The sequence below is a fragment of the Absiella sp. AM29-15 genome (genome assembly GCF_003434225.1).
Taxonomy (GTDB): domain Bacteria; phylum Bacillota_I; class Bacilli_A; order Erysipelotrichales; family Erysipelotrichaceae; genus Hoskinsella; species Hoskinsella hominis.
The window spans coordinates 76,662-92,776 of record NZ_QVFL01000020.1 but is presented as its reverse complement, the minus strand read 5'-3'; the positions used below and the strand labels follow the sequence as shown (position 1 = coordinate 92,776).

Below are 16,115 nucleotides of genomic sequence, written 5' to 3'. Positions count from 1 at the left end.
CAAACATCCTTCCTCCTGTCAACGCTTTTTTTATCTTTTTTTCGTTTTTTTATCGAAACTGCTACAATATAACAGAAAAAGACACTGATAAAGCTTTTTTAAGGCCTTTATTAGTGTCTTTCATTTAAATAAACATCTATGCTTTTACTTTTCTCTCATTCATTTCACGCATAACTTTTTTGATTTCAAACACAAATAATGTTACTGTCGTTAGAACCGCAAGGGTATCTGCGATTGGTTCAGCAAGAAAAACTGCAAACACTTTATTCTCTATAAACATTGGTAATATATATATTAACGGTATCAATACGATAATCTTACGAAACATTGCTAAAAAAGCAGAAGTCTTTGCATTCCCTAATGCGATAAAGGTCTGTTGACATGCAATTTGTGCACCAAACAATAAACAACCACCCATATATACACGCAATGCCCATTGCGTGATTTCTTCTAATGCTGGATCACTTGTGAATATTGCGATAAACAAATCTGGGAATAATTCTGATAATGCCCATAATACAGTAGAATAAGTTAAACAGCATATCAACAATAATTTAAATGCTTTTTTTACACGATCTGCATGATTGGCTCCATAGTTATAACTGATAATCGGCTGTCCACCCTGGGTAAATCCCTGTAATGGCAACATTGCAAACTGCATGACACTGGATAGTATCGTCATTGCACCTACTGCCGTATCACCGCCATAGCGTAACAAAGATGAATTAAAGCATAATACTAAGATACTTTCTGTTGCCTGCATGATGAATGGAGCAATTCCCAAAGCCATAGATGGAAGCAATACCTGAGCATCTATTTTGAAATTCACTTTTTTCAATCGAATTGTAGTTTTGCTTCCTGATAAAAATTTTAACACCCAGATCGTACTGATTGCCTGAGATATAATGGTTGCCAAAGCGGCACCTTGTACTCCCATATTTAATCCATAAATTAAAATAGGATCTAATATAATATTGGTAATTGCCCCGATAACAACTGTCATCATACTGATTTTGGAAAAACCCTGGGCTGATACAAAGGCGTTCATACCCAATGTCAGCTGCACAAAGATGGTTCCAATCGCATAAATTGTTAAATAATCCATGGCAAAGGGCAATGTATTTTCACTGGCGCCAAATAATAACAGTAACGGTTTTTGAAACAACAGAGCTCCAACGGTTAAGATTATTGCAGTCAGCACAAGTGCACTAAAGCAGTTTCCTAATATTTTTTCTGCGCCTTTATGATTGTTTTGCCCAAGCAAAATGCTTGCTCTTGGTGCGCCTCCCATACTTACCAATGCCGCAAATGCTGAAATAATCATAATAATTGGAAAACAAACACCGACGCCAGTCAAAGCATTGGCACCTACATCTGCAATATGTCCGATATACATACGATCCACCATATTGTATAATGCATTCACAATTTGTGATGCAATGGCTGGTACTGCTAATGTGAAAAGCAGCCTGCCAATTGGTTCTTTTCCTAAATCTACTTCATTTGACATCTTCATAATCCTTTTTCACCTCTAATGATTTTTTGCATATTGTCTTCGATTTTCTTCACTGTTTCTTCCATACATTTTAAATCCTGTTCATCGATGTCTGCCAAGGCAAGCTTTGTAAAACTATCACGATATTTTTTTATCTCATTAATATATGGAACAGCAGCTTTTGTGATTTTTAAATGTTGTAGTCGATGATCATTTTTATCTTCTTCCATTTTGAGCATTCCTTTTTGTATCAAGGCATCGACACTTCTGGCGATCAGACTTTTTGAAACTGCCAGACAAACAACCAGCTCTTTACTCGTGTTGATGGAGGGATTATTCGATAAAAATATCAGAATATCAATTTCGCTTGGAGAAAAATTATTTGCATTCATAGAAGTATACAGATATTTTCCATATGCTCTTCGTATGGAGGCAAATTGTTTTAACATACTTTCAACATTTGTCATATCATCACCCTTTTATTTAGTTCACAAGTGAACTAATATAGTATATCATATTTCTAAAAGATTGCAAAAAAAAGATTACCTGTATGTACAGATAACCTATTGTATTTCCCATGGGTTTTCTTTGTTTTGTAAAAAGTCCACACAGCTTTCCATAGAATGATATACCATATCGCGATTGCTGTCGTCTGTTAAAAAAGCCATATGTGGTGACATAATTACATTTGGAAATGCGTTTAGAATAGCCATTTCCCGTTGCTTTAATATTGCTGCTTTTCGATTATTGTAATAGATTCCCGTTTCACCTTCTACAACATCTAAAGCTGCTCCTGACAGTTTTTCATTTTCTATTGCCTCTATCAACGCTTCATTATCAATAAGTCCACCTCTTGCTGTGTTGATAATAACTGCCCCATCTTTCATTTTATCAATGGTTTCCTTATTGATCATATGATAATTTGTTTCTGTTAATGGAACATGTAAGGTAATGATATCACTTTGTTTTAAAAGTGTATCCAAATCTACATATGTTACATAATCCTTCATTGCTTCCTTTGGGTGAGGTGCATAGGCAAGTATATGACATTCAAATCCAGCAATATGACGAATCAATGTCTGCCCGATATTCCCAGTTCCAATCACACCTAATGTTTTATTTTTTAAATTTCTGCCTTGTACACCATCGAATGAATAATCCTGTACCTCCGCACTTTTCATGATCAGCTTCATTTTCCGTAAGGCCATAAGAATCAACATAATGGTATAATCCGCAACGCTTTCGCTTGCATAAGTAGCATTGCCAATGCGCATACCAATTTTGCGTGCTGCCTGTAAATCGATATGATCATATCCAACTGTTCTTGTGGAAATAAAACGCACCCCTAAATCATAGAATTTTTGTATCAATTCTTTAGGCATCGGCGTTGATAATACACTGATGCAGGGATAATCTTTTGCTAGATGTGCATTTTCCATATTGGGACGTTGTTCACAAGTTGCTATTTCTAATCCATATTTTTTTACACACGCTTCAAAAAAAACTGTTTCTTCTTTTCTATATCCATATATAAACACTTTCATGTTTTATCGCCTCTTTCTTTTTTGAAATTTTACTTCTTATATTACAAATTCGTCAAGTACATTTCTATTCATATAGAATTTTTAATATGTTTATTATGATTTCTTATAAAAAAACCTCTTGTGCTAGCATAACAAGAGGTTTTTATGATGTTGATTACTCAACATACAATAATAGGATAAAATCCCACCCATCAATTTCATCTTTTATTGCACTTCTATCTTATCAAAATTCATGATATTTTACAATGGATAAAGCACTTTATTATGAAAAATTCGGTTTTCATATGACATTTTTATGATATCAGGATAATTTTCCTATATATTTTGGTATATAATAAGAAAAAAAGCCTTTTTCAAGGCTTCAAGTTCTGCATGGTGCCCGAGGCCGGACTCGAACCGGCACGGTATCGCTACCGACGGATTTTGAGTCCGTTGCGTCTACCAGTTTCACCACTCGGGCAAGTGCTTAGATATTATAACCAATCTTTTCAGAAATTACAATACCTTTTTTAAACTTTTTTTATATTTTTGAACGAATATTCTTTTATTTGTTTTATAAACACTTTTTACTGCATCATTCATCTGGAAGAAATTTTAAAAGGATCTCATTTAAAATTTCCATCCCCTGTTCTGTCGCATGTATATAACCATCGCTGTGTTCTAACAGGTGTTGATCTAACAACGGTTTTAATTCTTTATGATATTGTTTCAAGAATGATATTTCATAGCGTTTTTCAAACTGATGAATATTCAACCCTTTTTTTGTACGTAAAGACATCATGATATTTTCAAACATTTCATCTGATTTATTTAATTGTATAATAGTTGGGGCTGCACCTTTTTCAAAATATGTTTGCATATTTTTCGTGTTATCATAACGCTGATGCTGTTGCTTTCCACTTGCCCCCATACCCATACCAATAAAATCATCATAATCCCAATATGCCATATTATGTTTAGAATATTTTCCAGCTTTCGCAAAATTACTGATTTCATAATGTTCAAAACCATTTTGTTTTAGATATGCAATAGCATACTCATACATATCTGCTTCTATATCTTCATCGATATTTTTTATATGTAATCGTCCAAATTCACTGTGTTCTTCAATCGTCAAGGCATACAAAGAGATATGCTGAATATCAAAATGTTCAACGATATCTTTTAAATCATCCTTCCACATCTGCATGGTTTGATTTGGCAGACCATAGATCAAATCAATTGATATATTATCTATACCTGCTGAATGCAGTTCTTTTATACATCTTAAGATGTCTTCTCTGTTATGATTTCTTTTTATCATCTTTAAAAGCTCTGGCTGAAGGCTTTGTACCCCTAAGGATATACGATTGATATAGTTTTCTTTACACAATTGTATTTTTTCAATATCCAGACTATCGACATTCGCTTCCATTGTAAATTCTTCACATGTTCTAGTATATGGTTTTAACATCATCAGCAACCTTGACAATTGATGATATGTCAAAGCACTGGGTGTTCCCCCACCAATATAAAAGGTATCCAAAGTGACACCTTTTAATTTTTGTTTGATTTCTTTTTCAATGGCCTTTAGCCATTTTTCAGCAAGTCCTGCATGATATCGACATCTAGTAAAATCACAATATGCACAAATATCTTTGCAGAATGGAACATGTAGATAAGCACTTTTACACATAACACACCTCATGAGTTTCCAAACAATTTTAATTTTTCACTAATATAGGAAATAATCTGCGTATTGGTTGGTTTACAGTTATTGATACAAATTTTTTCTGGCTGATTACGATAAGCAAAAGCAATGGCCGTTCGTATACACTTTTCAACCCTTGCGGCTGTGGAGTGATGTGCTTTTGCAGTTTGCTGATAGACATTCTTCATATGTAAGTGCATGACATCCATATTCTTTGCAACATAGACAGCACTTGTTTGAATATATCCAAATCCATCTAAATGAGCTGGCAAACCTAAAGACAGCATAATTTCACTAGCCATTGATTCTACTGTAGTAGCTGCAGCCAGTGTTTGTTGCTGCAGCTGCTCATTTTCAATTGCCGCTAGCAGTTGTGGAAAGCTGAATGGCTTAACCAGAAAATTCTGAAGTCCATATTGTAAAAGCAAATGGATCACTTCACTGTCAAGCTCCTGAAACAGTGGCAATACCCGCCATTCCCGTTTATTCAATAATACATACTCTAATAAATCATTTGATTTCTTTTTATCCAGTGTATATTGTAATACAAACACATCCACATCTAATTCTTCCAGACCTTTTAAATGCTCCATTACCGTTGTTGATATGCCTACAATTTTTATTTTACTGTTATCATTTTCATAATCCATCATATTTTTGATGACATCAAAATCACTTACACATAGAAATACCTTAATCAAATTGACCAGCTCCTGTTCAATATTAACCATTTTTTGATAAATGCTACTTGTAATGATAGCATGTCAGAACAGGATTTCAACTAAAAGTTACAAAATACCATGAAAAAGTACAAGTTTGTAAAAATACCATAAAAATTATACTTTTTAATTCTCATCATCCATAGATAAAACCGCCATGAAAGCTTCCTGTGGTACTTCTACGCTACCTACGGATTTCATACGTTTCTTACCTTCTTTTTGTTTCTCCAACAGTTTTTTCTTACGTGAAATATCTCCACCATAACATTTCGCTAGGACGTTTTTACGCAAAGATTTTATATCTGCACGCGCCACGATTTTCCCATTGATAGCTGCCTGAATAGGTATCTCAAATTGCTGTTTTGGAATCAGTGTTTTCAATTTTTCACAAATTGCTCTACCTCTAGGATAAGCAAAATCACGATGAACGATACTGCTTAATGCATCGACGATATCTCCATTTAACAGGATATCCATTTTCGCAAGTTTATTGGTCTGATATCCAATCAATTCGTAATCAAATGAAGCATATCCCTTCGTACAGGATTTTAATTTATCAAAGAAATCAAACACGATTTCACCCAATGGCAATTCGTAAATGACATTCATTCGTCCTTCATCTATATATATCATATCTTTATAGTTACCACGTTTTCTTTGGCACAGTTCCATAATTGCCCCAACATAATCGTTTGGCGTCATGATACTTGCCTTCACAAAAGGTTCTTCAATATGATCGATTTTTTGAACATCTGGCAACATACTTGGATTATCAATCGCCATCATGCTGCCATCTGTTAAGTATGCATGGTATACAACACTTGGCGCAGTCGCAATCAGATCTATTTTATATTCACGTTCAATACGTTCTTGTACAACATCCATATGTAATAAACCTAAAAATCCACAACGAAAGCCAAATCCTAACGCCTGTGATGTTTCTGCCTCAAATTGTAAAGAGGCATCATTCAGCTGTAATTTTTCAAGTGCATCTCTTAAATCATTATATTTTGCAGAATCAATAGGATACAATCCACAATATACCATCGGATTCATTTCACGATAACCATGTAATGGAGCATCTGCTGGTCGTTGTGCATGGGTAATCGTATCACCGACACGTACATCTTTAATAGACTTAATAGAAGCACAAAGCCATCCTACTTCACCACATTCCAGCATATCTTTTTTTACTTCTTTTGGTGTACGGATACCAACTTCCAACACCTCATATTCAGCATCTGTCGCCATAAAACGAATTTTATCACCCACACGAATTTCGCCTTCTTTTACACGTACAAATGCGATAACACCACGATACGCATCATATAAAGAATCAAAAACAAGTGCCTGTAAAGGGGCTTTGGGATCTCCATGTGGTGCCGGTACATTTTTTACTACTGCTTCTAAAACATCCTGTATATTCAACCCGTTTTTCGCTGAAATCAAAGGTGCCTCACTTGCATCCAAGCCAATGACATCTTCTATTTCTTTTTTCACAACATCTGGCTGTGCACTTGGTAAATCTATTTTATTGATAACAGGAATAATTTCCAAGTCATTATCTAATGCCAGATAAACATTTGCAAGTGTCTGCGCTTCAATACCCTGAGCAGCATCAACTACCAAAACTGCGCCTTCACAAGCTGCTAAAGAACGGGATACTTCATATGTAAAGTCCACATGACCCGGTGTATCGATCAAATGGAAGATATAGTCCTGTCCATCTTTTGCAGTATATTTTAACTGTACTGCATTTAATTTTATCGTAATCCCACGTTCTCTTTCAAGATCCATGGTATCCAATAGCTGTTCTTTCATTTCACGCTGTTCTACTGTATCTGTTATTTCAAGAATACGGTCTGCCAGCGTTGATTTTCCATGATCGATGTGTGCAATAATGGAAAAGTTACGAATATGTTGTTGATTCATAGCTATCACTCCTCATACCCGACTATTATAGCAGAAACTAAATTTCTTGCATAGAAAAAAATAAAGGAATCTTCGTATCTGATAATTGAATGATTCATAAAAAACGTATGAATTTGTTTTGTTTAAATTCAACCCTGTTTTTGGATAAATCCAAGTTTTAAATTTTATATCTTCAATAGATATTATATAGAAAAAGACAGAATCCTCTGTCTTCTACTTACTATTAAAAATTTTATGGATCAGCTGTTTCCCACTTCCATTATAGAAGGATTTCGCATCGGTTTTGGCTTTTCCTTCCATTTGAATTTCATCTACTAAAATATAGCCATTCTGTGCAGAAATAGCATAGCCATTTTCTATCATGCCTTCAATTTCACCTGGTGTATGTACCTTGTCATCTTTACGCATTCTAACTTTATGGAATTTCACTTTTTTGCCATCCAGTAAAGCATATCCTGTAGGATTTGGAATCAATCCACGGATATGATCATACACACGCTGTACGTCTTGATCAAAATCGATCCATTCCTCTTTCTTGCTGATGGTGTAGGCAAAGCTTGCCTGGCTTTCATCCTGCTCGACAAATTCTGCTGTTCCATCGATTAATTTTGGAATACTTTCACTAAGCAATTTTGCACCTGCTTTCGCTAATTTATCATACAAGATACCCGTTGTATCCATTTCATCAATATCCACTACACATTGTGCCATGACAGGACCTGCATCCATAGCCTTTACCATACGCATGATGGACATTCCTGTCTGCTTATCTCCGTTGATGATTGCTTTATGAATAGGTGCACCTCCGCGAAGTTTTGGCAATAAGGAAGCATGTACATTGATACTGCCATATGTTGGATATTCTAATAATTTTGATGGTATAAACTGACCATATGCACATGTGACAATCAAATCAATATCCAGCTGCATCAATTCATCCACTGCTTCTTTAATTTTGATTGGCTGATAAACAGGAATGTTTGCTTCTATAGCACGTTGTTTTACCTCAGGCATCTTCAGTTCTTTTTTTCTTCCTGCCCGTTTATCCGGCTGAGTTACAACGCCAATCACATCATAGCCATCTGCTATTATTCTATTCAACATGGAAACCGCGATATCCGGTGTTCCCATAAATAATATTCTGCATGTTTTCATATTCACTCACCTCTATTGGTTATTATAGCAAACCTCAGGCAAAAATACTATCAAAGATATTAGAAACTGCAGTAACTGAAGAATGGATGGCATCGACGACAAATTCGCTCGTGCTTTTCGCAAGCGCACTTGCTTTGTTTTCTTTTATTTCATTTAAAGAACCTGTTTCTACTTGTTGTTTGATGGTATGCTTTTGTGCAATATCATCTTCAAAGTCACTTACTTTTTGTTCAATTGTAACACTAGATTGTGTATGCTCCTGCTCTTTGACATAATTGCCAATGGTTATCAAAACAAATATTAAAACAGCATCCGCAAGAAATCGTTTCATTATGATTCTCCTTTCATTAACATATCATAAATACCATCTGCCAATACCTTAGTGGTATTGGTGATTTCCTTAAAACTGTTTACTTCTGCGCCTACTTCAATTAAGACAATACCATTTGCGACCTGTTGATTATAATACGCCTCCCTTGTCATTACGCCTTTCATAATACCATTTACTTTCTTATTCATTATGTCAGTTAAAGTCGAAGATATTTTAGCACTGGAATCATGATAGGTCGCAAGACTTCCAACAACCATCATGGCTTTCGCATAAGTCTTTCCATTTGCTTCTAATACAGCAGCACTTCTTGGAACACTGTCACGGTGTAAGTCTATACATAAATCAAAACCGCCATAATTCACCAGTGCATCCTGAAGATATTTATTAGATACAAGATAGGATTGATTATAATTCATTCCATGTGCATCCATATAGTTTTGAAAGCTATGTGTTTCTAATACGACCTTTATACCTTTTTCCTCCAGATGTTTGCCTAAATCAGCTGCTGCATCCATTACGCCTTTGCCATCTGCGTAGTCTTCTTTTTGATGTGTATCATAAATATAGACAGTTTTCTGTTTCTTTGATTCTTCACTTTTCGGTGTAGGCACAACAACAGGATTTTCTTGTGTTGTTTCTACTTTGATCACATCATCTTTTTCTGCTTTTTTTACTTGATGTGATGACATTACGTTTAATTCATCTTTGATGGATATGGATGGATCAATGGTTTTTTGTTCATAAGCAAATGTTTTGATATTGGTTTGTCCAAGCATTTGCATACAGGTATCATAAAATGGTGTGATATAAAAAATACATCCAATCAATACAAGCTTGATTAAAATTTTCCAGGTTGCTTTCATATCATCCCTCCCATAATAAAGTTTATGAGAAAAAAAGGACTTTCATGTCCTTTTATGTAATATATTTTATGATAATTTTAAAATTATAAATTCATAAAATCAGGGTGAATAAACCGATTGATACTTTGTGATACGATATAAACTAATTGTTTTAATTCATCATCCATAGATTTTGGTGTCACTACCAGATCCAGTCGTTTTTGATCGTATAAATAAGAAAAAACACGTTCTTTGTCAATTTCTGCCTCATCAAGTGCTTCCTTTAAAATTGCACCAACACTGGTAACCGTCGCAACTCCAATGGCGATGACGGGAACATGCAAAGACGCCTTATTTAATGCCATTCGATGATTTCCTACGCCACTTCCCGGCTGTATGCCAGTATTATTGATTTGTACTACCCGATTAATTCGTGCTATATTTCTGGTCGCAAGAGCATCAATGGCGATAATTAAATCTGGTTGATAACTTTGTGCAACACTTTTTACAATCTGCATGGATTCCAAACCGGTCTGTCCCATTACACCAGGTGTCAATATTGCAGTATTACGGGTTCCTTTTAAATATGCTTTTTTCTCATTTGCGTATAAATGTGCCGTTACCAGCACTTCATTTGCGGCCATAGGCCCCAGTGCATCACTTGTGATCATACGATTGCCCAAGCCTACAATCAGAATTTTTTCTGGTTTTCTTTTAAGATGCTGCTCCATGATTTTCAGATTATCCACGATTGCTTCAATCGCATTTTCTCTTACGATATGATCATCTAAATCATGAAACTCTATCGATACATATTCCCCTATGGCTTTGTGTAATTCATTATCCTCTTTTAAAACTTTTATATAATTGCTGCGGATATGTTCATTTTGTTTTTCAACATGCTCATAGGCATCTTGTTTGGTATTCAATGTGATGATTTCGTCAGCAAAATCACTTCTTAATGTATATTTTTCTATCATATTATTCACCTCATGCGTATAGTATGTCTTTTTTTCGCCTTTATATTGCTTTTTCTGAATGTTTTTGTTATAATTTACTGGCAATTGAAATTAGGAGGTGCAATCATGCCACAGATCCAATCACAGAAAAAACGTGTATTAACTAATAACAAAAGAAACTTGGCTGTAAGTTCTCAGAAATCTGCTTTAAGAACAGCAATCAAAAACGTATTAGCTGCTATCGAAGCAAAAGATGTTGAAGCTGCAAAAGCTGCTTACAGTGTAGCAAGCAGTAAATTAGATAAAGCTGTTGCGAAAGGTATTCACCACAAGAACTACGCAACAAGACAGAAATCACGTCTGGCTAAAGCAATCAACGAAATTGCTGCATAAATGATCGATCAATAGATCGATTTTTTATTTATTCACTTTCAGATCAGGATAAAACTGGTCTTCTTTTTTTTAGATTATCATTTAACAGTGTTATTTTTTGCATGTTTCTGTTATACTAAACATAGAAATTGAGGGATGTTATGAAGAAAATACTTAACCTGGCGTTATGTCTATTCCTTCTATGCTCCTGTAGTGCCGCTACCAAGGGGCATGTGGAAGAAGCAAGCAACTATTCCAGTCAATACCAGGGATTTACATATTATCGTGATCAGTTAAATGATAGTGATACAAAAATATATGATTTGATTTATTATCATATAAGCAAGCGTGATGAATCTTATGGTATAGAAGCTAAAGACAAAGACACGCTATTTAAAATATACAATTATGTGTTAAGCGATCATCCGGAGCTTTTTTGGGAGGATGGCAGTGAAGTCACCTATACAGAAAGTGCACAGACCTTTGAAATCTATGCCAGTAAGACATTCACAAATGAGGAAATCCGAGCATATGAGAAACAGTTAGATGAGATCACACAGCCAATTATGGATCATGTCGCAAAATTTTCTAACGACTTTGAAAAAGTACGGTATATATATGATTATTTAATTGATGAAACCTCTTATAATGAAAACAGCGTACATAATCAAACAATCTTAAGTGTATTTCTTTATTGTTCCAGTGTTTGCGCAGGTTATGCGAAAAGCATGCAGTATCTTTTAAATAAAGCTGGTATCCCCTGTACGTATTTATGGGGTAAAACAACTTATGCTGATGAGGAGCATGCATGGAATATGATAAAATTAAATGATCATTACTATTACTTAGATGCGACCAATGGGGATATTAGTGATGAAGAAATTGATCAGCGCTGGCGTTATAATTTTATGACAATGAATTCTGAACAGATGTTGCAGCTGTATCAGCCTAAAGAAAAATATGAAGAAACAACAGCTGTGGAAGATTCTTATTTCTATCAACAGAATGCTTATTTTACAAATTATGATGAATCAAAAATCAAAGCGTTGTTGGAAAAAGAAAAGAAAAAAGAGAAGCCGGCAATATTCTTCCAGTGCAGTACAAATGATGTATGTAAAGATATTGATGATAAATTAAAGCGTGATAACAAGATTTTCAATCTGGCAGATGAAAACGGTATTCATATCGATCAATATCACAACTATCAATCTGAAGAAACACAAAGCAGACTATATGAATTATATTAAAAAAGACGAATTCTCATCGTCTTTTTTTAAAATAATCTAGTAATATCATTCCATGTGGCATATAACATCAACGCAACAATGGCTACCAATCCAATTGTCATGATCACATTTTGTACACGTTCACTTAGTTTTCTTCCAATCAGCATTTCAATCAATGTGATAAAGATTCTGCCACCATCCAAAATAGGAATTGGTAATAAGTTAAAGATACCTACGTTGACCGATAATAAGCCAACAAATGCCATGGTTGTTAAAAAGCCTGTTTGTGTAATCTGATCTGTCATCTTAAAGATACCCACAGGACCACTTAGATTTTTTAATCCAATGCCCTGAATAAGTTTTCCTAATGAATTAAGAATTGTAGAAACACTATCTACCATTTTTTGTGTACCATAAGGAATCGCTTCTAAAAGATTGATCTTTTTTACATCATAATTATCATGATATACGCCCATCTTATAGATGTTTTCTTCTTCATCTAACACTGGTGTCATCTTGACTTCTACTTCTTTACCATCACGTAGTACAGTAAATGTAGTTTCTCCCTGAAAGTAATTAATAAATTCCACAACATCATCAAATTCGTCTACTTTTTCACTATGTGTACCGTTTTGCACTTTGATGATTTCATCATTCACTTTAAATCCGGCTTTTTCTGCAGGACTGTTTTCTGAAAAGCTAGTGATAACAGGGCTTCCTGGAATTGCAATCTGTCCCTGATAAGCTGTGATTCCCACAAAAATTACCCATGCCAAAAGAATATTCATAATCGCTCCGGCAGCCATAACAATAATCTGTTTCCATGGCTTGATGCCATTGATCGTTCTTTCAAATGGAATATCTTCCTCGTCTTCTCCATCATCTTCTAAAGTTTCACCAGCCATCGCTACATAACCGCCAATTGGTAATGCACGAACAGACCATGCTGTTTCTCCAACCTGTTTTTGATAAATCATTGGCCCCATGCCAATACTAAACTCTTTACAGTATACGCCAAAATGTTTTGCGGCAATTAAATGTCCAAGCTCATGAATAATGATGATGACACTTAGAATTAATACAAAATAAATAACTGTCATTATACTCATTCGACCACTCCTTTCCATGTGTCTTTTACGAATGCACGTCCGAAGTGATCCGCATCAATCAGATCCTGTAATGTAGGATGTTCAATATATACAGCAGCTTCTACTGCACGAATAACATATGTTTCAATGTCAAGGAATGAAATCTTTTCCTGTAAGAACAATGCGACAGCTTCTTCATCTGCGCCATTCATGACTGCGCCAAGATTTCCCCCTTTTCTACCAACTTCAAATGCTAATCCAAGTAATGGGTAACGTTTGGTATTGGCTGCCTCAAAATGCAAAGCAGGATATTTCATAAAATCAAATTTTTCTGCATTATGCATTTCTAAACGATCTGGATATGATAATGCATACTGTATTGGCAAGCGCATATCCGCTGTTCCTAATTGTGCAATGATCGCATGGTCATGAAACTGTACCATGGAATGGATAACACTTTCACGATGCACAAGCACATCAATATCATCGTATGGAACATCAAATAAATAATGTGCTTCTATCACTTCAAAGCCTTTATTCATCATAGTTGCACTATCGATTGTGATTCTGCCACCCATATTCCAGTTAGGATGTTTCAACGCCTGTGCCACAGTAACATCCTTTAATTCTTCTCTTGTTTTATCACGGAAACTGCCACCGCTTGCGGTAATGATCAGTTTATCTACTTCATCTGCATGGCTTCCCTGTAAACACTGGAAAATCGCAGAATGTTCACTGTCAATTGGATATAATGGTACATTGTATTTTTTTAATGCCGCTTTTACAAGTGGTCCGCCTGCCACTAAGGACTCTTTATTCGCAAGAGCAATCACTTTTTGATTTTTTATCGCAGAAAGTGTTGGCAATAAACCACGAAATCCGACAATCGCATTTACAAAGATATCATAATCAGAAAGACTTGCTAATTCCTCCAGCCCTTTATCTTCACAGAAGAACGTAAGGGATGGATACATTTTCTGCATTTCTTCCATATCTGCCTTGCGGGCAACACATACATATTTAACATCAGGGCATACGTCTAATAACTCAGACAGCTTTTTCATATTATGCCCAGCACTTAATCCTATGATAGAAAATTCGTTTCTATGATGGTTCACAACATCAATTGTCTGTGTTCCAATGGAGCCGGTTGCTCCTAGTAATACTATTTTTTTCATAATGATAACACCACCAATATAAAGTCAAAACATATAAAATTAAAGACAAGAGAATCTACACGGTCAAGTACACCGCCATGACCTGGCAATAAATCACTGAAATCTTTGATTTTAAAACAGCGTTTGATTGCACTGAAAGCCAGATCTCCGATTTGTCCGGTAATTGGCATCACAACACTGGCAAGCAGTATGTGATTCATGCTCATATCCGGAATCAGAAAATAGGCAAATGCAAAGGATAAGGCTGCTCCAAAAATCCATCCGCCAATAGCTCCTTCCCATGTTTTCTTAGGGGAAATACGTTCATTCAGTTTATGTTTTCCTAAGAATCTTCCACAGAAATAAGCCCCTGTATCACAAACATAAGTTGCGACAATAATCAGCCATACATACATACGATTCATGTCATAAATATGCATGAATGATTTGGCAATCATATAAAAGAACGTGATATAGCTGATACAAAGAAAACCATCTTTTGCATGAAATGTATCAGTAAACACTGGAATCGATAAAAATACCAATACAAAGATTCCCAACAATGCAACCGATAATTTTTGATTGCCATATGATAATACAAACACACACAGCATAGCAAATGGTTTGATGATAAAAGGCCAGCTGCCTTCATGTTCGGTCAAATTTAATAATTCCAAACCACCAGCGATGATAATAAATGCAATCAATAAATTGATCCAGATACCACCTAACAGCAAAGGAGGAATGACACATGCCAGAATCAGCAGTGCTGTCAATATTCTGGTTTTCATACTACAGCCCTCCAAATCTTCTTTGTCGATGATTAAATTCATCAATTGCCTTATTCAGTTCCCCTTCATCAAAATCAGGCCATGCAACGGGTGTAAAAATCAATTCTGCATAAGCAAGCTGCCATAATAAGAAGTTACTGATTCTAAGTTCCCCACTTGTACGAATCATTAAATCTAGCTCTGGCATGCCTTCACTCATCATATACGTGCCAAACGCTTCTTCATCGATATGAATGTCAGCTTTGCCATCGATTACATCTTGTGCAAATTTTCTTGCTGCTAATGTAATTTCACGACGTGAACCATAGTTAATAGCGATACACAGATTTAATCCTGTATTCATACTTGTTTGTTCCACCGCATCCAGAATAACTTTCTGTGTTTCTTTTGGAAAACGCTCCAGTTCGCCTATAAATGTTACACGAATATTTTTGGCTTTTAAATCTTTAATATAACGATTAAAAAACATCTTTGGTAATTTACATAGATAATCTACTTCATCCTCTGGACGTTTCCAGTTCTCAGTAGAAAATGCATAACATGTAAGTGCCTTTACACCTAAATCGTTACAAGCAATCGCAATCTTACGTATTGTTTCTGCCCCCTGCTTATGACCTGCAGTTCTTGGCAGTCCTCTTTTCTTTGCCCATCTTCCATTTCCATCCATGATGATGGCGATATGCTGCGGGATAATTCTTTCTTCCATAACAGCGCTCCTCCTAAACTTTCCTATATACATAAATATTCCCTTGTATTATACCATAAAACAATCTATTTCTATACGCAAAACCATGCGAAAACGTATAAAAAAGGA

Annotated in this window: 16 protein-coding genes and 1 tRNA gene; 2 read left to right on the top strand and 15 right to left on the bottom strand. The window is 35.3% G+C overall.

Going from position 1 to position 16,115, the window contains the following annotated elements:
* Positions 1-136: 136 nt before the first annotated feature.
* From DW761_RS17885 to gpr, 11 genes are all read right to left on the bottom strand, one after another.
* On the bottom strand, positions 137-1,516 hold the full coding sequence (locus DW761_RS17885; RefSeq protein ID WP_117456230.1) for an MATE family efflux transporter: 1,380 nt from the start codon (positions 1,514-1,516) through the stop codon (positions 137-139).
* Positions 1,513-1,962: a MarR family winged helix-turn-helix transcriptional regulator gene (locus DW761_RS17880; RefSeq protein WP_117518959.1), complete on the bottom strand. Its 450-nt coding sequence runs from the start codon at positions 1,960-1,962 to the stop codon at positions 1,513-1,515. The genes DW761_RS17885 and DW761_RS17880 overlap by 4 nt, the downstream gene beginning before the upstream one ends.
* Before the next feature lie 96 nt (positions 1,963-2,058).
* Positions 2,059-3,039, bottom strand: a complete 981-nt coding sequence (locus DW761_RS17875) for a D-isomer specific 2-hydroxyacid dehydrogenase family protein (protein WP_117518958.1) — start codon at positions 3,037-3,039, stop codon at positions 2,059-2,061.
* 373 nt (positions 3,040-3,412) lie between these two features.
* A tRNA-Leu gene (locus tag DW761_RS17870) sits at positions 3,413-3,499 on the bottom strand.
* A 114-nt stretch (positions 3,500-3,613) separates the two neighbouring features.
* Positions 3,614-4,714, bottom strand: coding sequence for a radical SAM family heme chaperone HemW (gene hemW / locus DW761_RS17865; protein WP_117518957.1), 1,101 nt, complete (start codon positions 4,712-4,714; stop codon positions 3,614-3,616).
* Positions 4,715-4,722: 8 nt separating this feature from the next.
* Positions 4,723-5,460 carry a sporulation initiation factor Spo0A C-terminal domain-containing protein gene (locus DW761_RS17860; RefSeq protein WP_117452154.1) on the bottom strand — a complete coding sequence of 246 codons (738 nt, stop codon included), beginning with the start codon at positions 5,458-5,460 and terminating at the stop codon, positions 4,723-4,725.
* A gap of 114 nt (positions 5,461-5,574) precedes the next feature.
* The gene (lepA, locus tag DW761_RS17855; protein ID WP_117518956.1) at positions 5,575-7,380 is read right to left on the bottom strand and encodes a translation elongation factor 4; all 1,806 of its coding nucleotides are present in this window, start codon (positions 7,378-7,380) and stop codon (positions 5,575-5,577) included.
* 213 nt (positions 7,381-7,593) lie between these two features.
* Complete coding sequence (fmt, locus tag DW761_RS17850; RefSeq protein WP_233513126.1) at positions 7,594-8,535, bottom strand: methionyl-tRNA formyltransferase; 942 nt, start codon at positions 8,533-8,535, stop codon at positions 7,594-7,596.
* A gap of 34 nt (positions 8,536-8,569) precedes the next feature.
* Positions 8,570-8,866: a hypothetical protein gene (locus DW761_RS17845; RefSeq protein ID WP_117452159.1), complete on the bottom strand. Its 297-nt coding sequence runs from the start codon at positions 8,864-8,866 to the stop codon at positions 8,570-8,572.
* Positions 8,866-9,729, bottom strand: a complete 864-nt coding sequence (gene spoIIP, locus DW761_RS17840) for a stage II sporulation protein P (RefSeq protein ID WP_117518955.1) — start codon at positions 9,727-9,729, stop codon at positions 8,866-8,868. Before spoIIP ends, DW761_RS17845 begins: the two co-directional genes overlap by 1 nt.
* Before the next feature lie 83 nt (positions 9,730-9,812).
* Positions 9,813-10,688, bottom strand: a complete 876-nt coding sequence (gpr, locus tag DW761_RS17835; protein ID WP_117518954.1) for a GPR endopeptidase — start codon at positions 10,686-10,688, stop codon at positions 9,813-9,815.
* A gap of 105 nt (positions 10,689-10,793) precedes the next feature.
* Between gpr and rpsT the strand changes: the two genes are divergently transcribed.
* Both rpsT and DW761_RS17825 read left to right on the top strand, forming a co-directional pair.
* Positions 10,794-11,060 carry a 30S ribosomal protein S20 gene (gene rpsT, locus DW761_RS17830; RefSeq protein ID WP_117452165.1) on the top strand — a complete coding sequence of 89 codons (267 nt, stop codon included), beginning with the start codon at positions 10,794-10,796 and terminating at the stop codon, positions 11,058-11,060.
* Positions 11,061-11,200: 140 nt separating this feature from the next.
* Positions 11,201-12,286 carry a transglutaminase domain-containing protein gene (locus DW761_RS17825; RefSeq protein ID WP_117518953.1) on the top strand — a complete coding sequence of 362 codons (1,086 nt, stop codon included), beginning with the start codon at positions 11,201-11,203 and terminating at the stop codon, positions 12,284-12,286.
* A 26-nt stretch (positions 12,287-12,312) separates the two neighbouring features.
* Here the strand turns inward: DW761_RS17825 and rseP are convergent, their stop codons facing one another.
* Genes rseP through DW761_RS17805 form a run of 4 tightly spaced genes read right to left on the bottom strand, consistent with a single transcriptional unit; the run spans position 12,313 to position 16,007 of the window.
* Positions 12,313-13,374, bottom strand: coding sequence for an RIP metalloprotease RseP (gene rseP, locus DW761_RS17820; RefSeq protein WP_117452169.1), 1,062 nt, complete (start codon positions 13,372-13,374; stop codon positions 12,313-12,315).
* On the bottom strand, positions 13,371-14,531 hold the full coding sequence (gene dxr / locus DW761_RS17815) for a 1-deoxy-D-xylulose-5-phosphate reductoisomerase (protein ID WP_117518952.1): 1,161 nt from the start codon (positions 14,529-14,531) through the stop codon (positions 13,371-13,373). Before dxr ends, rseP begins: the two co-directional genes overlap by 4 nt.
* Complete coding sequence (locus DW761_RS17810; protein WP_117518951.1) at positions 14,528-15,301, bottom strand: phosphatidate cytidylyltransferase; 774 nt, start codon at positions 15,299-15,301, stop codon at positions 14,528-14,530. Before DW761_RS17810 ends, dxr begins: the two co-directional genes overlap by 4 nt.
* A 1-nt stretch (position 15,302) precedes the next feature.
* Positions 15,303-16,007 (bottom strand): isoprenyl transferase, encoded by a 705-nt coding sequence (locus tag DW761_RS17805; RefSeq protein WP_117452175.1) that lies wholly within the window; start codon positions 16,005-16,007, stop codon positions 15,303-15,305.
* Positions 16,008-16,115: the final 108 nt, after the last annotated feature.